General features: G+C 38.8%; 15 protein-coding genes. 12 read left to right on the forward strand and 3 right to left on the reverse strand.

Annotated elements, in window-relative coordinates:
- Window positions 1-3 precede the first annotated feature (3 nt).
- Window positions 4-906, reverse strand: coding sequence for a cell division protein FtsX (locus AC2JBO_RS15760; RefSeq protein ID WP_496954593.1), 903 nt, complete (start codon window positions 904-906; stop codon window positions 4-6).
- Window positions 907-1,137: 231 nt separating this feature from the next.
- Between AC2JBO_RS15760 and def the strand changes: the two genes are divergently transcribed.
- The 6 genes from def to AC2JBO_RS15790 all read left to right on the forward strand — a co-directional run bounded on the left by def (window position 1,138) and on the right by AC2JBO_RS15790 (window position 7,458).
- Window positions 1,138-1,701 (forward strand): peptide deformylase, encoded by a 564-nt coding sequence (gene def, locus AC2JBO_RS15765; RefSeq protein ID WP_496954594.1) that lies wholly within the window; start codon window positions 1,138-1,140, stop codon window positions 1,699-1,701.
- A 15-nt stretch (window positions 1,702-1,716) separates the two neighbouring features.
- Window positions 1,717-1,920: a hypothetical protein gene (locus AC2JBO_RS15770; protein WP_496954595.1), complete on the forward strand. Its 204-nt coding sequence runs from the start codon at window positions 1,717-1,719 to the stop codon at window positions 1,918-1,920.
- A 398-nt stretch (window positions 1,921-2,318) separates the two neighbouring features.
- Window positions 2,319-4,046 carry a S8 family peptidase gene (locus tag AC2JBO_RS15775; protein WP_496954596.1) on the forward strand — a complete coding sequence of 576 codons (1,728 nt, stop codon included), beginning with the start codon at window positions 2,319-2,321 and terminating at the stop codon, window positions 4,044-4,046.
- A gap of 109 nt (window positions 4,047-4,155) precedes the next feature.
- Window positions 4,156-4,434 carry a hypothetical protein gene (locus tag AC2JBO_RS15780; RefSeq protein ID WP_496954597.1) on the forward strand — a complete coding sequence of 93 codons (279 nt, stop codon included), beginning with the start codon at window positions 4,156-4,158 and terminating at the stop codon, window positions 4,432-4,434.
- 415 nt (window positions 4,435-4,849) lie between these two features.
- Entirely contained in the window at window positions 4,850-6,139 is a 1,290-nt protein-coding gene (locus tag AC2JBO_RS15785; protein ID WP_496954598.1) for a glucose-1-phosphate adenylyltransferase, read from the forward strand.
- 311 nt (window positions 6,140-6,450) lie between these two features.
- Entirely contained in the window at window positions 6,451-7,458 is a 1,008-nt protein-coding gene (locus tag AC2JBO_RS15790) for a DnaJ C-terminal domain-containing protein (protein WP_496954599.1), read from the forward strand.
- Between the two features lie 39 nt (window positions 7,459-7,497).
- Here AC2JBO_RS15790 and AC2JBO_RS15795 read toward each other — a convergent pair whose 3' ends face one another.
- Window positions 7,498-10,014: a variant leucine-rich repeat-containing protein gene (locus tag AC2JBO_RS15795; RefSeq protein WP_496954600.1), complete on the reverse strand. Its 2,517-nt coding sequence runs from the start codon at window positions 10,012-10,014 to the stop codon at window positions 7,498-7,500.
- A 329-nt stretch (window positions 10,015-10,343) separates the two neighbouring features.
- Complete coding sequence (locus AC2JBO_RS15800; protein WP_496954601.1) at window positions 10,344-11,156, reverse strand: M15 family metallopeptidase; 813 nt, start codon at window positions 11,154-11,156, stop codon at window positions 10,344-10,346.
- Window positions 11,157-11,338: 182 nt separating this feature from the next.
- Between AC2JBO_RS15800 and AC2JBO_RS15805 the strand changes: the two genes are divergently transcribed.
- From AC2JBO_RS15805 to AC2JBO_RS15830, 6 genes are all read left to right on the forward strand, one after another.
- The gene (locus AC2JBO_RS15805) at window positions 11,339-12,247 is read left to right on the forward strand and encodes an AEC family transporter (RefSeq protein ID WP_496954602.1); all 909 of its coding nucleotides are present in this window, start codon (window positions 11,339-11,341) and stop codon (window positions 12,245-12,247) included.
- A gap of 317 nt (window positions 12,248-12,564) precedes the next feature.
- Entirely contained in the window at window positions 12,565-12,942 is a 378-nt protein-coding gene (speD, locus tag AC2JBO_RS15810) for an adenosylmethionine decarboxylase (RefSeq protein ID WP_496954608.1), read from the forward strand.
- 123 nt (window positions 12,943-13,065) lie between these two features.
- Complete coding sequence (locus AC2JBO_RS15815) at window positions 13,066-14,079, forward strand: methyltransferase (protein ID WP_496954603.1); 1,014 nt, start codon at window positions 13,066-13,068, stop codon at window positions 14,077-14,079.
- A gap of 162 nt (window positions 14,080-14,241) precedes the next feature.
- The gene (locus tag AC2JBO_RS15820) at window positions 14,242-14,463 is read left to right on the forward strand and encodes a hypothetical protein (RefSeq protein WP_496954604.1); all 222 of its coding nucleotides are present in this window, start codon (window positions 14,242-14,244) and stop codon (window positions 14,461-14,463) included.
- Between the two features lie 684 nt (window positions 14,464-15,147).
- Window positions 15,148-17,682: a proteasome protein gene (locus AC2JBO_RS15825; RefSeq protein WP_496954605.1), complete on the forward strand. Its 2,535-nt coding sequence runs from the start codon at window positions 15,148-15,150 to the stop codon at window positions 17,680-17,682.
- A gap of 84 nt (window positions 17,683-17,766) precedes the next feature.
- The coding region (locus AC2JBO_RS15830; RefSeq protein WP_496954606.1) for a molecular chaperone at window positions 17,767-20,392 on the forward strand (2,626 nt) is incomplete at its 3' end.

Here is a 20,392-nt window from a genome sequence, read left to right on the forward strand (position 1 = left end):
CCTCTATCCTTTTGCGAATCGACGGACAGCTACGAAGCTTCCCATTAATCCTACCGTTGCACCGAACCCCAAAAGAACTAATGGCAAAAGTAATGTTTGTGCGAAGGATAATTTTAACGCTGTAGTTAGAAATTTAATAAATTCAGGTTGGTTACGAAGTAGTTGGTTCACAAAGCGAGAAGTTAAACTAATAAAACCCCATGCTATTCCACCACCAAATAATCCGAATGCAATACCTTGCAAAATAAAAGGCAAGTATATCCACGTAGAAGTGGCGCCAACAAGCTGCATAATTTCAATTTCACGGCGCCGTGCCATCACAATTAAGCGAATCGTAATACTAGTTACGGCAATAGCAGTTAAAGTTAAAATCACTGTAATAGCCAACGTCATCCAATTTAAACCGCGATGCAGTTGAGCTATACGGACGACAGCTTCATCAACGTACTGCACAGTTTCCACACCTTTCAACTTTGCCAACTGTGTTGCTAGTTTAGGTACTACATCAGAATTTTGTGCTTTAACTTTTAATTCATCAACTAACGGGTTAGTCCCAAGCTGCTGAGTGGCACCTTTTATATCAGACATTCCCAACTCTTGCACTAACTTTTTCCAAGCTTGGTCTTTCGTAATTTGTTCTACATCTACAACTTGTGGCATTTGCATAACAATAGGCGCCACAATAGCAGCTGAAGCATTACTCTCTAAATAAACAGAGACTTCCAACTGAGTACCAAACTGGTTCAAGAGCTTTTCTAACTGCCAAGAAGTTTGGAGACTCATACCGAATAAAAACAGCAGCACCGTAATAGTACTCACCGCTGCCCAGTTCATCCAGGCGCCTCGCTTTAAACCTAAAAACGTTTCTTTAAGAAGATAATCTAACTTTGTAAATATTTTAAGCACGGTTTCCCCTATGTGCCTTATTGCACTCAATACCAGCGCTCCTGTTATAGCTTTTGCAAAGGCCAAGGGTAAAGGGGGCAATCAAAATATAATTCTATTTTCTTGTGGAACGGGCATCCTCGCTCGTCCAACTTCCATTATCTTCTTTTCTCTCACCATCACCATTAGAATTGTTAAGATTGAAATAACAGTACCGTATAAAACTAGCCAGTAGAGCGAGTGACATTTCCCATGCCATCTGATATAGCCGTAGAGAAGAAAAAGTTAAAAAATCCACCTTTGAAGTTGCACTATCTGGGAGACCGCGCGCTGCGTCAACCAGCCAAGCGAGTTACGAAAATTGACGATGAAATTCGCCAACTCGCTCGGGAAATGCTGCAAACGATGTATAGCAGTGATGGCATCGGGTTAGCGGCGCCGCAGGTTGCAGTCAACAAGCAAGTTATCGTTATCGATTTAGATCCGGATAAACCTGAAAAACAACCTTTGGTATTAATTAACCCTACCATCAAACAAACTAGCCAAAAATGTGACGTTGCTCAAGAAGGATGTTTGAGCATTCCTAACGTTTATTTGGATGTTAAACGTCCAGAAAGCGTAGAAATTGCTTATAAAGACGAACACGGTCGTCCAAAAATGCTTAAAGCTGATGGTTTACTCGCGCGCTGCATCCTACATGAGATGGATCACCTCAACGGTGTGGTTTTTGTAGACCGCGTAGAAAATTCCCTTGCATTGTCACAAGAACTATCTAAAAATGGTTTCTCACAGCAAGCAGTTAAACCTATAACTTAAAGGCGGATAGAAATCGTGTATTTAACTCCAAAAAGCGGTATATTCTTAGCAGTTTCGTGCATCACAGCAATTGCAGCTGTTGGTTCTGTTTTTGAAATTACCTCCGGTCAACCTGACCTCGGTATGCAAACAACATCTATCATCTTGGCTTTGAGCATCCCTTTGACTGTGTTAAGCTTTCTTGCAGCAGTAAAAGATGCTAAAGCAAACATAAAATAAGCATATTTGTTTAATAAAGTCAAGAAACCCGACTTCGTAGAAGAAGTTGGGTTTTTTATTTGAACACATAATTTAAAGCTTTTCCGAAATTGCTTTGTATGTTGATGTATAGCTTTAACAGGATTTGTTAAAGAAGAATTTATCACTGATTTAATAAACCTGTTGCAAATCTCTGTAAATGTATATACTTAAGTATTTCTTTATACTGAAAACTAGAAAACATTAATGTATCGATAATGGCTAGGGGTTAGACCCCCTTTTCGATTTGAAATTTAGAGAGCTATAAAGGTCTGCATTGTCTAAAACAATACTGCTACATACACGATACAGGGAAGCACATTTATAGCTACTAGAACACAATAACTACAGAGACATTAAATAAATATAGAGGATAAATAATGAGACACGAAAAGCTTTCTGCTGGACTTTTATTAGCATATGAAGATTATCAAAGCGAAGGTGAGCAGGCATTAATACCTCATAAGCGTTCACTTGGCATCGTTTTAGCAAAAAGTAATGTTAAGCCAACCAAAAGCGTAGTGTTCGTTTATTGTGATGAAAATGCGGACTTGAGTCACCTTGAACCATATGGAGTTCGGTTCAACCAAAATACAGGTGCAGTTAGAACAGCGTATTTACCTATTGATGGTTTGGATGCATTATCGGAAGAAGAGGCAGTTCAGCGCATTAAACCATCGCGAAAGATGAAGTTATTAATGAATGTGGCGCCTGGTAAAGTCAAGCTTCCTGAGTTCAAAAACAAAACAGGGTTGACAGGTAAAGGTGTAGTTATTGGTATTGTAGATAGTGGTATTGATGCCAAACACCCGGCTTTTGCGGGACGAATTTTACGTATATGGGATCAAACAAGCTCTGGGCCTGGTGTTACAGAAGGTAGTTATGGTGCAGAGTTTACAGGAGGACTACTAACCGTTTCTGAAGATACCGAAGGACATGGGACTCACGTTGCTGGTATTGCAGCAGGTGTAGATGAAACTTATGGTGGTGTGGCGCCTGAAGCAGAATTAATAATAGTTAGAAGTGATTTGCAAGATGCTCACATCGCTGATGGCATTCGCTATATTTTCCGAGTTGCGCGCGAGTTAGGTAAACCAGCGGTAGTAAATCTTAGTTTGGGTGGACACGCTGACGCACACGATGGTACTGACTCATTATCAAAAATCATTGACGCTGAAACAGGACCTGGACGTATTGTTTGTTGTGCAGCAGGAAACGAAGGTAATGACAACATTCACGGTCAAGGAGTAATAGTAGGTAACTCAATGCATACGATGCGGTTCAGTGTACCACAAGGTCAAGCTGGTATCGTTTGGTTGAACGGATGGTATTGCAAAAGCGCAGAATTGGAAGTACAGTTACGTAGTCCTAGCGGTTTAGTCACACCCTGGCAAAAAATTGTTACTGATGGCAACCCAGCACAGGAATATAATTTATCTGATGCGCGCGTGAAAATAGTGACACCTGGGCCAGATGCAGCGAACGGAGACTATAATTTCTTCGTACAAATTCGCGGTTTGGAACAATCACAAGTACCAGGTGGAATTTGGCAGTTACGCTTGCGGAATGAAACATCGAACGAAACTCGTCTTGATGTTTGGACTATTGACAACTCCGGGTCAGTATTCTTCACTGGTCAAAGTGTACAAGATTGTATGAAAATTGGCTCTCCAGGTGCTGCTGCTAGTGCAGTTACTGTTGCAGCTTATACAATTCTGAATAAGTACAACGATATTGATGGTAAAGAGCGTGAAGTTGGATTAAAGCTTGATGATATCTCCGACTTTAGCAGCGAAGGGCCACTGCGTAACAATGCTCAAAAACCCGATGTTGCGGCGCCGGGGGCTATGATAGCTTCAACAATGTCATCAGCAGCAGGTTTCGACCGTTCGATGATGATCAACTCGAAGTTTGTGATGATGGCAGGTACAAGTATGGCATGTCCATTTGTCACAGGTGTAGTAGCTTTGATGTTACAACGTGACCCAAGCTTGGCACCTGATAAAGTAAAAGAAATGCTACGGAGCAACAGCTATATTCCAGAAAAACCACAAAGTACGTTCGATCCAAAATGGGGCTTCGGATTGGTCAATACAGAAAACCTGTAAAATTCTAATCGTAGGTGAGGCTATGCCTCACTTACTTTATACTTTAGGTAGTTACGCACGCTAAATAAACTTGATACCTTAGTTATAGACTAGTTATCAATATAAGCATATGAACTACAAAAAGCTTGATGCAGCTTTAGCAATGGCAATTAACGAAGTAGAAGATTCACAAGAATCTAACTTGGTGGTGTTTATTCACGTAAATCAGCCTTTGGACTATAGTGCAGTTGCATTGTTAGAAAGATTGGGAGTTAGGGATGTAACTGATAGTCGAGAACTTTTTACTGCCACGATTTCCGCAAATACAGTATCTGAGTTATCACTGCAACCTTGGGTAACTGTGATTAAACTTTCCCAAAAACTTAGTTTTATGAAAAGTCGCAACTAAACACGACTGATAACTAACAAAAATTAAAACTTTCAACTATTGCTTTGAGCATTTTATTATAGACCGAATTTAAGTAAAATCACTTAAGTCATACAAGTGATAAAGTTATTTGTATGACTTAGGTAAAATACGTAGATTGCTTTTGAAGTCAAAAGCTTTCGTAGCCTGAAACGTTACTAATTTGCTGTAAATACTGTTTTCATAGCGCCGCATGTGGTTGTTATTTAGTATTTGAATTTACTATTATTAACATAATTTTATACAACACTTTACGGTTACGCAAGAAAAGCTGTAAAATTTATTACCATAATTGCAGTAAAAATAAACTCAACAGATTTTTCTAAACCCCTTATCAGTAGTAACAGAGCATCCTAAACTGAAGGAGGAGATTGAACGGCAGTCGGGAGAAATCAGAGTGAAAAAGGTATTAGCAATAATTCTCGGCGGCGGTGCAGGCACTCGCCTCTACCCATTAACAAAGCTACGTGCAAAACCAGCTGTACCAGTAGCAGGTAAATATCGCTTGATAGATATTCCCGTAAGTAACTGCATAAATTCGGAAATATATAAGATATACGTCCTGACACAGTTTAATTCAGCTTCCTTAAACCGTCACATCGCGCGCGCATATAGTTTTGCGGGTTTTAGTGAAGGGTTTGTTGAGGTGTTAGCAGCGCAGCAAACACCTGAAAACCCTAGTTGGTTCCAAGGGACAGCAGATGCGGTGCGTCAATACCTCTGGTTATTAGAGGAATGGGATGTTTCAGAATTCTTGATATTATCGGGTGACCATCTTTACCGGATGGATTATAGATTATTCGTTGAGCGTCATCGTCAAACAGGCGCCGATATAACTTTATCGGTAATACCAATGGACGAACGACGCGCGTCAGACTTTGGGTTAATGAAAATAGATGACTCAGGTAGGGTTATTGACTTTAGTGAGAAACCCAAAGGTGATGCACTTAAACAGATGCAGGTAGATACAAGCGTTCTAGGATTATCTGAGCAACAAGCAAAGCTTCAACCGTATATTGCCTCAATGGGGATTTACGTGTTTAAGAAAGATGTTTTGATGAAGTTGCTCAAAGAGTCATTAGAGCGAACAGATTTTGGTAAAGAGATTATTCCAGATGCATCCAAAGACCATAACGTTCAGGCGTACTTGTTTAATGGTTACTGGGAAGACATTGGAACGATTGATTCTTTTTATCATGCGAACCTAGCACTGACACAACAGCCATTACCTCCTTTTAGTTTCTACGACGAACAAGCTCCTATTTATACCCGCGCTCGTTACTTACCTCCGAGTAAATTATTAGATTGTCAAATTACCCAAACAATAATTGGGGAAGGATGTATCCTTAAGAATTGCCGTATTGAGCATTCTGTACTTGGGGTGCGTGCGCGCGTTGACTCTGGATGTATAATTGAAGACTCGTTATTAATGGGTGCCGACTTTTACCAAACGTCTGTAGAAAGAAAGGGTATTCAAGGACAAGGAAATATTCCCGTAGGTATTGGAGCGGATACAATAATTCGCCGTGCCATCGTCGATAAAAACGCGCGTATTGGTCACGATGTGCGGATTATCAATAAAGATAACGTTCAAGAAGCCAACCGCGAAGCCCAAGGATTTTACATCAGAAGTGGTATTGTAGTAGTGCTTAAAGGCGCGGTCATTCCTGATGGAACAGTCATTTAGTGCTGAGTGCTGAGTGCTGAGTGCTGAGTGATGAGTGCTGAGTTTTAACTTCTTAATTCTAACTGCTAACCTACTCAGCACTCAGCACTTTCTACTCAGCACTCTTTTAGTTCGGAAATTGCCCTTTGACATGAGCGAGAACCGCACTTAATTATGTTAAATATTTGTTAACTTAAAAATTAGGGTAATACTCTAAGCCATATATCTGTAAGCATATTTAAGCTGAAGTCCTTAATTTCTGATTATAAGTTTTTGGGGACGAAGGTATAAATCTAAAAACTATAACAGTAATTTCTACAGGAGGCTGCTGAATGGCTGCAACCGATTTTAAAGATTATTATTCACTCTTGGGAGTTAACAAAACTGCCAGTCAAGAAGAAATTAAACAAGCTTTCCGTAAACTCGCGCGTAAATATCACCCTGATGTAAATCAGGGGAATAAGCAAGCTGAGGCGAAGTTTAAAGAAGTTAACGAAGCTTACGAAGTTTTATCTGACCCTGATAAGCGCAAGAAGTATGACCAATTTGGTCAGTACTGGAAGCAAGCAGGACAGGGTTTCCCCAATGGTGCTGGTGGTGTTGGGGTGGATATGAATGGCTTCGACTTCGGTCAATATGGTAGCTTTGAGGATTTTATCAACGAATTATTAGGTCGTTTTGGCGGTGGTCAAGGCGCCCGTAGTTCTCAAAGTTATTCGTACCGAACTTCGACTGGGGGACCAACTGGTTTTGATGGGTTTGGTTATCAGCAAGATTATGGAGTGGGTACGGGTGGTGCGACCCAAGATAGCGAAGCAATGATTTCGCTTACTTTGGGGGAAGCATATCAAGGAGTTGAGAAAAGACTCCAAGTTGGTAATGATGTTATTAACGTTCGTATTCCCGCAGGCGCCAAAACAGGCAGTAGATTACGTGTGCGTGGGAAGGGACCAACAAACCCGTATAATAAACAGCGTGGTGATTTATATTTGAAAGTACAGCTTCAGCCACACTCGTTTTTCCAGCTTGATGGAGATAACTTAGTGTGTGAAGTGCCAATAGCACCTGATGAGGCAGTGTTAGGAGCACCTATTGATGTACCAACACCTGACGGTACAAAAGCGAAGGTAAATGTACCCGCAGGAATACGTTCTGGGCAGTCGCTACGGTTACGCGGTAAAGGTTGGGTACAAGGAAAAGGTGGACGCGGTGATTTACTTATAAAGATAATAATTGCGGCACCTAAAGATTTGAGTCAGCAAGAACGTGAGTTATACGAAAAGTTACGCGCGATTCGTTCCTATAATCCCCGTAGTAGTTTGAATGATGTAAAGTTGTAGGTAGTTTTGGCAACGGATGTAACGGATGTAACGGATGATTTATTCGTTGTGTCCGTTGTTTGCTTTGGCAGCAGCGCGAACTATATGATTTGCGTCTTGAGTGAGATGTTGACGTATGTAGTTGGGGGCATTTGGATTTTGAGCTATTGCGTATCTTTCTAACCAGTAGCTGGAACGGTAATTTTTTATGAGTAAGTGAGTTGGCGCCAGTGGATGTAGCAACGCGAATAAGCGACTCAAACTAAATGAAGAATCTTTTATATATCTACCAATAAATTGACTTGCTCGCTTAGAAGCTCTTAAAATCAAATTTTTAATAGCTTCCGTGTGAACATCAGTATTCCATTTATGTCTATAAGCAAGTTTTTCGAGAATTTCATCGGGAGTATTAGGATTTTGTGCAACAGCAAGCTGTACATGCCTTGCTTTATCTTCAGCTAGTTTTATCAAAGTATTTACGGTAGTATTTGGGTGAAGTGCTAGACGTTCTCTAATAATTAACCATTTACTGGTAGCGATTTCATCAAGAGTCTCCGATACTGTATTGATGTTTTGCACAATTTGTAGTTGCCCATCTAAATTAGTATCTTTCTCTGAAAGATTTAGCTGATAAACAGCTAAAGCTGATTCTCTAACAAGTTTATTTTTATCTTCAAGAAAAATCTTTAAAAGGTTGATAGTAATTTTAGCATTTTTAGTAATTAGTAGGCGGATATTAGCTTGACGATGCTTTGCAAATCTATTTAATATTTCTATAGATGTATTTGGATGACGAATAATAGCAGCTTCTAACGCAGGGTTTGAAATTTTTGCAGCTTGTTCTAACAATAGCGTAGAAACATCTGGATTAACAAGAATAACTTGATATAAATCCGTGATTGCTTCTTGCTTAATTGCATCATCCGTATGCTGTGCTAATTTTATCAAAACTTTAAGATTATCTTCTTTGAAGACAAAGCCTAAACCAATTTCTGTTGCAATTTTTTCTGCCCTAATTTGAGGATTAACTGCTTCTATAAGTTGTTTTTTATGATTTTTGATTGCTTTTTTAGAAAATATCTTACTTTTATATGCTTCTAGTTCTAATAAGATTTCTTTTGGAGTACTTGGATTTCCAGCTACAGCCATGTGAATACTATTATTATCTATTCTTGCAAGCTTCATTAAAAGTGCTGTTGGTGTTTTAATATTAGTTGCTACTGCTGTTAAAACTGCGTCAGATTGAATATTCGCCAATTCTTCGAGAATATTTACTGTAACGTTGGGGTGATAAGCAATTAGTTTAATTAAATGATAACTTTCATTCTCTTGCAAGATTAATTTAAATGTTTTTTCATCTGCATTAATGTTGCATATCACCGCTTCCATAAAAGATAAATACTTATGACATTTTTCAGTCCGATTCAATATAATTTTATTAAGTATTTCAGCAGTAGTATTATGATTAAGTGCTAAAGAAATATGAAGTATCTCATCAGGTTCTTCAGCTAGTTCATTTAACACGTCTACTGGTGTGTTTGGATGATAAGCAACACCTCTACTAACATGTATCCATTTACTCTTAGCTAATTTTCGTAGTGTTTCTGGTGAGGTGTTAAGACTTTTAATTGCTATATGCGAAGAGTGAAACTCCTGTAAAATAGTTAGTGAGATACTAGGATTATAAATAACCTTTTCACGTAAAATTGCTTTACCAAGGCTTATATCATACTCTCCTAAAAGTTTCTCTAACACAATTAAAGGAGTATTTGGGTTAGTAGCAAGTGCAATTAAAATAGAATTAGAAAGACCAGTCTTGAATGTTTGCAAAAATATATATTCTGCTATTTGTTCTAAAACATGTATAGGAGTTGTCCATTCGCTAGCTAAATTATAAAATACATGACGACCAGATTTGATGATTAGCGACTCTGGTACTAACCCTAATTTATATGCTGCAACATCTCTTTCATTACATAAAAAAATAGTATTTTTTATCATAGTGAAAGCTGCATTTCCCCAATTAGCGTCTATTTCACCTGACCAATTAATATGTGATTTGGCTGCATCAATAACATGTTTATATGAATCTTCAGATTGAACTATTATATCTTCTTGATTAATGATAAGCTGTCCTAAAATATCTTGAGATGTATTTGGATTCATCGTAATCGCAAGCAGCAAATTATTTTGCTTTTTGTTATCTGCTACCCAATTTATAAACGAATCTGGCACTAAATCTACTTTGAAAAAGCTTTCTAGAGTCTTATTTGGAATTTCTTCTACTAAATTAGGATTTTCCAAAAGTAACAATGGAAATACCGGGTTACTTAAAACTTCCTCTGGAAATTCCACTCCGACTTCCCACAACACATCAATAGGGGTATTTGGGTTACTTGCGACTGCTAAGAGTATTTTATAATCAGACCTATTTGCTAACTCCCGTAATAAATCAGGTTCTGCATTGGGATTAGTACATACTAACCTTGCTAGCAGTGTACTTTGTGCTGCAAGCGCGCGTAATTGTTCTGGTGTAGTATTTTGATTACAAGCTTGTTGTTCCGGTATTAAATCCATGAAAATCTATCTTAACCACTAGCTGCTGCTTTTATTATTCCCAGCAACTCAGCTATACATAGCATTTTAATAGCTCGTAGCACACCACAAAGTACACAAGACAGGTGCCGAAAAACTCTCTTGCATTTTCTTTCTTTGTGTCCTTTGTGACCTTTGTGGTTCGTTATCTTAATTCTCTGTGTACTTTGCATCTCTGTGGTAAACAAAATTAATTACCACTGCACAGGCGAGACGCCTATCCTACGTATATAAAATACTATGCTACGTATATAAAATTACGGATGTAACGAAAGCTTTATCCGTTACATCCGTTAAATCCGTTGCCAAGGTTACTTTTGAGGCGCCTGCACAGGCTTCAAATTTTTTGCCTTATAAAAGGTTTCCAAACTTTGAGTATCACCAACAAAACGCCAGTGCCAAGGTTCATAACTCACACCTTGAATATTATCTTTAGGAAAAGATAATTCAAAGCGAAACTTAGCGGCATTTTGTGATAACCATTCATAAGCCTTTGTTTTTTCAAAGTTAACGCTTAAATTTGTAGCGGGGACATTCCCGTCACCAATATCAAGCGCGTAACCTGTGTGATGTTCACTATAATTAGGAGGTGCCGACAGTGCCGCGCGTTCTGCTGGAGTTTGGTTACGTTGGGCGCCAACACCAAAAAATAGCTGTTCTTGTTCTTTAACCGAACGAAACGCGGAAATAACAGTTAAATTGACACCATTACTACGCGCGGCTTGTTGCATCGCTAAAAATTGCTGTGCAGCAGCTTTTCGCATTCTGAAGCGTCCATCATTGGAAATAGGTATAAGTTCGGACTGTGGTGCTTCAGAATACGGTAAATGTCCCAACAACGAACCATTCGCTTGAGCTTGAGCATCACCAGAATTCACAGGTTGGTTTGTAGCAGTTGGTGCTCTTAAAGGTGCTTGTGCAGATTTTTTCGGCTGGGTAATAAAAAATAGAAACCCACTAATAACAGCCAGCAATATAAATCCACCAATTCCACCAAGAATTAACAGTGGTAGTCTACCCTTACTTTGCGCCACATCAGAAGCGTCGCGTAACGCTGCGGGAATATCTTCACCAGAATCAGGTGAGGGTTTTTGTGGCTTTCCAGAAAACCCAGCATTACTCAAGGGTCAACTCCTGCATTTTGTTCAATAACCATAACCGATTGTAGTCTGGAAAAAATAGAATGCAATATACTGAATTTGACATATACATTTAAAGTTCGTGAATGTTCGTATTAAGCAATGCCCGTGCTTCTCATTCAAGCACTGAAGTGCTTACTACGGCGAACTTATTCAAGTCTATATATATGTCAAGTCTAGTTGAACTATACGCGAAGTTAATCGGTTTAGCCTTTTTCGGTTTTGTACTAGGACGCACACTTCCCGCAACCGTTCCTATGGGTCTGGGCAAACTGCTGTTTTGGGTTGGTGTGCCGACAAGTATTGTAGCTTTCCTGCGTAAAACTGATTTATCAGGACAAATTTGGATTGCACCTGGAATTGCATTTACCGCTATTTTCTTCGGCGCCTTTCTTTGTTGGTTGGTTATTCGTCTCAAAAAGTCTTCACTCCAAAAGGCTACTCAAGGTAGTTTGCTTCTAGCTTCAATGGTTGGTAATACGGGCTACCTTGGCTATCCAGTTATATTGTCGCTAGTTGGTACGCAATACTTTGCTTGGGCGCTATTCTATGATTTGCTTGGTACTACTATAGGCGCCTATGGTTTGGGAGTAGCATTAGCAGCACAATATGGAGGAAGCGTTAGCAACTACTGGAATGTCACAAAGGCAATTTTAATCAACCCTGCTTTATGGAGTTTTGGAGCAGGTTTGCTTATACGTCAAATTACATTACCAATATTAGTTATATCGTGCTTAGATTTTGTCGCTTGGAGTTCAATTGCAGCTTCTTTAATACTAATAGGGATGCGACTGAGCAAACTTACCTCTTGGGGTAGTTTGAAATTGGCAAGTATCAGCCTTGTCATCAAAATGATAATAGTTCCCATGATATTGGGTATAAGCTTGTTGAGTTTTGGTTTCACAGGAAAAACTGCTCAAGTCTTAGTTTTACAGATGGCAATGCCTCCAGCGTTTGCCACTTTAGTACTTGCTGAAGCTTTTAACCTTGATAGAGAGCTTGCTGTGACTGCGTTAGCGGTTGGTTCCATGATATTACTGATAACCCTACCTTTATGGCTGTGGTTTTTTCGATAGCGAAAGTGATAATTAGCTGCTATGATTGTTAACTTGTGACAGTGCTAATAAAAGCCACCATAAAACCCGTGAAGCAATTGGCGCCATCACAACAGTTGACCCTTTAGTAATTTTATGTTTGTAGGAACATCGAAATGGAAGATTCGCGTTATGAAATTGGCGGCTGTACCGTGAACGAATTGAAAGTTAACGGTCTTGATACCAACTTCACCAACGAGTTAGGTAGTAGTACACTCCCAAATGCGGAAACAATAAGCAGTTTAGAATCTCAGGCAGCACTCGCCGATTTTACAAATTTTACTCCGCAGGATCCAGAAGTGCCCGTTGGAGTACACTGCATGTTAGAACTATATGGCTGCCCACCAGACTTGCTCAATGATATTGAGTTCATCAGAAATACTTTAGAGGAAGCAGCAAAAACTGCACGCTCAACTTTACTCGATAAAATAGCACACCAGTTCCATCCTCAAGGAGTGACTGCACTAGCGCTTTTAGCCGAGTCTCATATTTCGATTCATACTTGGCCTGAGAATGGATATTTGGCGGCAGATGTGTTTACATGTGGTGAACATGCTAAACCAGTAGAAGCTTGTGAGTATATCGCACAAGCATTCAAATCTGGTAAGCACATATTAATGAAACTTCCGCGCGGAAGATTTTCACCAAGTGTTCAACCACATATCGAAGTTGTCTAGCACTTCCTCATACAATTGAATAAATAATTTTCACTAATTTTTGTGGAATGCTCTTGTGGAATGGGCATCCTTGCCCGTTCCAGATATATTTGATGAAAGGAATAAAACTCTAATCAAAGAACTATGTCTCAGCACTCCTCACCTTCACCAACATTATTTTTAACCACAGTCAACGCATATCAACGTACCGCAGCAATCAAAGCTGCGGTAGAATTAGAAGTATTTACAGCCATTGGTTCAGGAATAGAAACGGCGCCAACGCTAGCACAAAAATGTCAAGCTAGCGAACGAGGTATACGAATATTGTGCGACTACCTGACAATTCTTGGATTTTTAACAAAACAAGAAGAAAGTTACAAATTAACATCTGATTCAGCAACATTTTTGGACAAACAAAGTCCAGCTTATATCGGAGGAACAGTAGAATTTTTACTGTCACCAATGATTACCGAGAGTTTTAGCAACCTAACAAAAGCTGTTCAAAAAGGTGGTACAGTAACATCTTCTCAAGGAACTCTAGAAGCAGAATATCCCGTATGGGTAAATTTCGCGCGCGGGATGTCAACATCAGCCGCAATGCCAGCAAAAGCAATAGCTCAGTTAGTTAACGGTGATTCACTTGCACCAATAAAAGTGTTAGATATTTCTGCAAGTCATGGTTTATTTGGCATTGCATTTGCACAACGTAACCCCAATGCTAATATTTTCGCTGTAGATTGGGCGCCTGTATTAGAAGTAGCGAAAGAAAATGCCAATAAATTAAACGTAGGAGAACGCTTTCATACAATTGCAGGTAGTGCATTTGATGTAGACTTTGGTACAGATTTCAATATTGTATTACTCCCTAACTTCCTGCATCATTTTGATGTAGCAACATGCGAAAATCTACTGAAAAAAATAAAAACTGCACTTGCTTCTAACGGTAAAGTCGTCACCTTTGAATTTATTCCCAACGAAGACCGCATTACCCCACCTGAAGCTGCCGTTTTCAGTTTAACAATGTTAGCAACAACTCCTAGTGGTGACGCTTACACCTTCGCTCAATACCAAAGTATGTTTCACAACGCTGGTTTCACCCGTAGCGAACTTCATCCTATGCCATCTTCACCGCAACAAGTTGTAATTTCTTACTTGTAATAAACATATATCGCATTACTATATTGCAACAGGTAAATTTTACACAAATGTGATTGTGATTCTATGTAATATGAAATATTTACACTTTTAGCTATGTTCAAGGCTATCTGATTGTTCTATCACATTGTAAAATTAGAAAAGTATTAAGGCATTAAAGATTATATGGGTACTTTGCCAGAAATCGAAGCTGCTATAAAACAACTACCACAAGATGATATTCGTCAACTAGTGACTTGGTTAGAAGACTATTTAGAACAAATTTGGGATGAGCAAATAGAAACCGACTTGGCATCAGGTAAGCTAGATAAACTAATTGCGAAAGCAGAAGAAGATATTGCAGTGAACAGCGTGCGAGAGATTGATGAAATCCTTAACAACTTCTGATTTCTGGTTTGCTTATTCTTGCCTACCAAAGGATATAAAGGAACAAGCCAGAAAAGCCTATAAACTTTGGAAGTTCCCAAATAGGTCTTTCCGCATAAGCAGCAGCCCAAAAAGACGAATCAGTTTCATAAGCATCTATTCATAATTTTAAGAGCATTACCAACAATAGCCAATTTTATTAAATGGTTATCATTTTCATATTTTAAATATAAACCTGTTTACTTACGCTTATAAGTGATGCAAGTAAAACATAAATTTTTGCTCTAGTTCAAGTTATCGAGTTAAACTTGTAGAGGTGATATGCTACTTACAAAAAAGCTAGCATTATACTAAAAACGGCTTAGAAATTTACTTTTACAAGCGTCAATATCTATTAGATGCTACCATAAAGGGAAAACTTAGTTTATGTTTACGTGCCCGACTCATGACATAAGTCTATTTTATAATCACTTTTTACTTTAAAAGCGCCTTTATAACGAATCAACCATCCGTTACATCCGTTACATCCGTTGCCAGCCTCCACCCAACCTACAAGTAGCGTTAAAAAAAATTATAAGTAATAATTGTTGCTAGTGACTTGCGGAAAATCATAGTATTTTCCGAAACATCTATAGTAGTCATTGATTATATATCTAATAGATAACTGTCCAAATAAATAATTCTTGTGAAATGGGGAATAACTCTATGGAACTGGATAAGCTGAGAGATTATAAAGATAAAGGTGAGTTTTTACTCAAACAGCTAGAGTTAGTACCCCCAAACCTTCATATGCAAGGGGACTGGGTTCCTGGTAGTCTAGATGGGTGTATTACTAAACTTCGCAAAGCTGCCCAGAAAACAGTTGAGCTTGCCACATCACCTGTCAAAATTGGTGTAATGGGAGAGTTCAGCAGTGGTAAAACTTTACTATTAGGTTGTTTGATTGGATATGCAGATTCTTTACCAGTCAGCGAAAACCCAACTACAGGAAATGTTACCGCTATCCATCTAATTCCCCAACCCGGCTTTAAAACAACACAAGTTGATGACTATACAGTAAATTACCTTACTGACGATGAAGTCAACGAGTGTTTGCAATTTATGTTAACCGAAGCTTCTCGACGCGCGAAGGCAGTAGGAATTACAAAGGCGCCTCCAGCACTAAATTCAGATAGTATTTTACATTGGTGCGAGGAGTCATGGAACAGCAGTAAAAATTTAGAGTTGCGTTACTTATTACGGGAATTAGTAATATTTATCCAAGCCTATATAGCTTATGGTAAAGCAATGTGTAGTCGTAGCTATTTGATAGGCGCCGACACCGCACGCGAAGGATTAAAGTTACCTGAAATGCCAATGGCAATCCAAAATTTTAGCTTTCAGGAACTACCAAAAGCTCCCATATCCTTACCCAATGCACCTCAGACGCTTCCCGCACGTTTGATGCAAAACACTTTCCCTCTAATTAAGCGAGTTGATATTCAAGTCAAAATTTCTCAAGATATTTGGGATATTTCCACTGATAGAGGTCTTAGTCAATTTATCTTACTCGATTTTCCTGGTTTAGGCGCCGCTAACTCAGGAGTGCGCGATAGATATTTGTCTTTAAAGGAATTGAAAGATGTACAGACAGTTTTGTTACTGCTAAATGGTAAATCTACCGGAAGCGACCGCGCGAACGAAATCTTCACGATGATGCAGCAGGAACGTCCGGGACAAGACCTCAAAGACTTAATATTAGTCGGAATTGGTAGATTTAATCAACTACCTTTAGAAAGTGAGGGAGGTGAAAGAGAACTTGATAAACTAATTGATAACTCACAATCTTTATTAGAAACAGATGTATTGCAAAAATTAAACGTTCTTAGAACAACAATTGATCAAGCTTCTGCATTTACAACCCAAAAAGAGCGAATTATCTTTTTAGATCAATTAATGGGTATAGCAGACCTAGCGAAGCGTTCGAGTAACGTAACAGTAGCTTCTCCAGATTTTCTGGCTAATTTAGATTATCCGGGATTTTTAGATTTATCCAAACGGATGCGTGATAAATGGGGAAAATTGAGCCAAAATTTACAAACTTCCGACCCACGCAGCACCCTTGGCAAACAGCTTGGTTACTTTGCAACGGATAGTGGTGTTGGTAGACTGCGAGAATTAATTCAAACTCACGCTTCTACTCACGGTCAAAGACAATCATACGAAGATACTACTAGAGCTTACGAAGCTTTATGTAAACAACAGCAGGAACTTAAAGCGGAACTAGCCAAAATTGAAGAACAAGGGATACCTGTAAAAGAAAGTCAAGCTTTAAATGATCTGCGCTCAACAATTCAAACTCTAGACAAAATATATAGAGACTTCCAAAGAAATTTGGGCAAAGAACCGCTCAAAAACCGCGCGGGTATATCTGTTGCAGAAGCAGTTAAAGAAGAGCTAATTTTTAAAGTACTCAATTGGAACGAATGGACTTTACTGTTTAATAAAGCCAATAAGGGTATAATTACAGTTACAGAATCTAAAGGTGTAGCAGGTAAATTATTTGAACGTGGAAACAAAGCTACTAGTTCTATACCCAGTAAAAGCGAGGAGTTTTATCCGATATTTGAAAAAACTATTCAGGAATTAGAAAGCTTTGCAGGAGAGCGTATTCGTCAGGCAGTTATAGACCTGTTAAATCAATTATCTTATGAAATAGCTCCACAACGTACACAACTTCAAGGAATTTTAAGTTTAGAGCAAAAAGACGAGTTAGAACAAGATATCGAAGCAAAGTTTGGCGCCGAAGCAGCAGAATTATTTTATAAACTCACTATTGGATGCGATCCTAATTTATGGCTCGAAGCTATTATTTCAGATATTGATAGCATAGACCAACGTCTTGTAGCTAAAACAATATTCCCCCTCGCAAGTCCAGACGACAAACATAATACTGGTACAATTTTTTACTGGTCACTCAAATCCAATCAAATCAAAAGTACCCCAGCTAATCAGCAAATGCTGGTGTTAAGATTACGAGACGAAATTACAGCAGGCGCCAGTTTACACCTTGTTCAATATGTTAGCGAAGTTAATCAGCGAGTTAATAAAGAGTTAGCTGGTGTTTTGGATGAAATTATCCCGACTTTGCAAAATATTTCAAAAAAAGAAGCGCTGCTGAGGTATCTCGCTGATAAGGAGTCTCCACAGGAAGCTGCTATTCCTAACTGGTTAAAAATTCTTTCCGAAATTGCTTCATAAAGTGCGTGACGCCACCAGATGATTGCTTCGTTTAAGGATTGTTGTAGCGTCACGCACCCTACCTCTTATAAAAGGATAATTAAAATGGCTCTTGAAATTGTACTTTCACCTCAGTTCCAATTGCATATCAGTGAGGACGATAATCTTAACTTAGTTCTCCCTATCATTCAGCTTAATCCTGTTGATAATATACCTCACCTTAGCCGTATTACCTGTACTGTCACAGGAACACCCCAAGAATTAGCGTCACAAATTCAAGGCGCCTATAAAGATTTTGTGACTGAGACACCAACTAAACTTTCTGCTTTGGGACAATTAAAACAAAACCTTTGTATACTCGATAAACCTTTAACACAACCAGTGAGTTGCACTTTAAAAGTAGTAGTTGAGTATTTTGATTCAGATGCAGAAGGAAACGCTTTAAAATCTGCACGTAAATATATAGCTGCTTCTTGTTATTTATGGTTTACAAGTGAACAGCAACCGCAAACCACAACTGTAACTGCTATGTCTGACCAAGATAATGGTAATGACCAAAGATTCCCTGGATGGTTAGCTATTGATTTTGGCACCTCTAACTCTACCGTTACACTTTTCGACCCGCGCGAGGTTCCTATTTCAGATATTCTACCTCAAGAACAAGAACTTCGGTTACGCAAACGTTTGTCAGAATGGCTGAGTTTAGAAGCTACTGTTGCTTTGCCAGATGTCAATGTATTGGAGTGGCAAAAATTTATTACTGAAATTAGTAAAAACTTAGAGGTTGAGCCAAGCCAATTAAGTTCTGTAATTAGCAGTAGCAAAAGCGAGCGATTTTTAGAAGCTATTAAGCAAATCGAACTTTGTTTAGGTATTAGTGAAAAGTTTCGCCGTGCTGTCAGCAAAAAACTTTATGAAATATACCATGAAGTGTTCCGCGTACCGACTTTAGAGTCACAAAATCTTATCCCGGTTATTCTCGACTTTGATAGACGCGCGACAGAAATTTCCAGCGAATTAGAAATTGTTGGTTTGTCTCCTGCAAAAGTAATTATGGGAGAAGAGGCAAAACAAAATAGAAACAAAGCCATTGCTCAAGGAACAGCTAGCTCCGGAGCAGAAGTTATCAGCAGGTTTCACCACTCACCCAAGCGTTACTTTGGACAAGAGCGTAATTTTCGGGTGATTTTAAATGGAACAGAGCAAACTATAACTGCCCAGCAAATGATGCAAGTAGCTTGGGCACATTTAAAAGATTTGACAGAAAAAGACCGTAACCGAGAAAGACGTAAATTTTCTGACGGCGAATTTCGTACCGCAGTTGTCACTTATCCTACCGTGGCGCCGCCTATTGTCCGCAAGCAAGTTAAAGAGCTGGTGGAACAATTAGGTATTGACGATGTACAAATTGCCTACGACGAAGCTGTTTCTGTGGCAATATTCTTTTTATGGCGAGAATTTGGTGGTAATCTTTCTATTGGTATTGAGTCATTTAAAACACGTTGTCGTCGTGACGGTAATAAATGGTCGCAAAACGTCCTAATATTAGATATTGGTGGTGGTACAACAGACCTAGCTTTGATTGAACTTACCTTAGAAGATAAAACCCCAATATCTGATAATAAAGAAGAACGAGGTCTGGGAGGACGTTACTATAAACTTACCCCGAAACTTTTAGGGTCTTCCGGTCATTTACAATTAGGTGGTGAGTATATTACATTGCGGGTGTTCCGACTTCTCAAAGTTGCACTTGCTGACCGTTTATTGACGGAACTAGTAGCAGGCAATTTAGTTAGCGAACAATTAGAGGATGTACTTAATACCTTAGATGAACGCTTTCTTGAACAAGGTCAATTCAAAAGTGGGTCTTTGTTAAAATGTTTAGACAAAGAAAACCCTGAAAGCAGTCCTGCGTATAAGGATGCTCTTGATACTGCAGATAAAATCATACCTACTGGTTGGTTACAAGCTCCTCAACGCTTACAAAGTTTTTATCTGCTTTGGGAACATGCAGAAAGAGCTAAACTCAAATTAGGACAAAAGCCATTAACTAACGGTTCGGTTTTGACCTTTACTCTAGATGAACCGCAAATTTCCTCACTGCTAGCTGTAAGTGGCATTAAACTACAAGTGCAAAATCCTAATAACTTATACGTTACCTTAGATAGCACCCAATTTGAACGCGCGGCAATTGTAGCAGTTAAAGAAGCTATTGGTATTGCTAAAGGATTAATTGAAAGTAGACTAGGAACACAAAATAATATCCCTACAGGAAAAGTTGACTGGCTAATTTTATCTGGCAAAACTTGTAACCTTAATCTTGTCCAGCGAGAAATATACCAAGAATTTAGCAAGTCAGATTATTTTATCTGGAATCCAGAAAGGATTACTTTTGATTTAGAATTTACTAAGCTTGCAACTTCTGCGGGAGCTTGTTACGCAGAAAAGCTGCAACGACTCAGATTTAACCCAGAAGAATCTAAAGAAATACTGAGTAAAGGTGGCTACCAGGTAGAAATTGACGTTAAGAACTTATTTTACTATTTGCCCTGTAACTTTAAACGTTTAAATCAAACCGAACAAAGCTTACCTATATTTACTGCTGGACAAGAATTACATCAACTTTCTGCAACAGATACAGTTGCCAAAGTACGTACTGAGTGGCAAGGTATACAATTAAGTAATATTATTCACAGGCAAGATTTTGAAAACGGTGAGTTTCGACTTTGGG

The sequence above is a fragment of the Calothrix sp. CBUCES-K 9914 genome (genome assembly GCF_059640475.1).

Excerpts from the sequence above, each read along its gene's own strand:
- AC2JBO_RS15795 (WP_496954600.1), bottom strand. The coding sequence starts at position 10,014 with ATGGATTTAATACCGGAACAACAAGCTTGTAATCAAAATACTACACCA.
- AC2JBO_RS15805 (WP_496954602.1), top strand. The coding sequence starts at position 11,339 with ATGTCAAGTCTAGTTGAACTATACGCGAAGTTAATCGGTTTAGCCTTT.
- AC2JBO_RS15825 (WP_496954605.1), top strand. The coding sequence starts at position 15,148 with ATGGAACTGGATAAGCTGAGAGATTATAAAGATAAAGGTGAGTTTTTA.
- AC2JBO_RS15820 (WP_496954604.1), top strand. The coding sequence starts at position 14,242 with ATGGGTACTTTGCCAGAAATCGAAGCTGCTATAAAACAACTACCACAA.
- AC2JBO_RS15790 (WP_496954599.1), top strand. The coding sequence starts at position 6,451 with ATGGCTGCAACCGATTTTAAAGATTATTATTCACTCTTGGGAGTTAAC.
- def (WP_496954594.1), top strand. The coding sequence starts at position 1,138 with ATGCCATCTGATATAGCCGTAGAGAAGAAAAAGTTAAAAAATCCACCT.
- AC2JBO_RS15780 (WP_496954597.1), top strand. The coding sequence starts at position 4,156 with ATGAACTACAAAAAGCTTGATGCAGCTTTAGCAATGGCAATTAACGAA.
- AC2JBO_RS15815 (WP_496954603.1), top strand. The coding sequence starts at position 13,066 with ATGTCTCAGCACTCCTCACCTTCACCAACATTATTTTTAACCACAGTC.
- AC2JBO_RS15775 (WP_496954596.1), top strand. The coding sequence starts at position 2,319 with ATGAGACACGAAAAGCTTTCTGCTGGACTTTTATTAGCATATGAAGAT.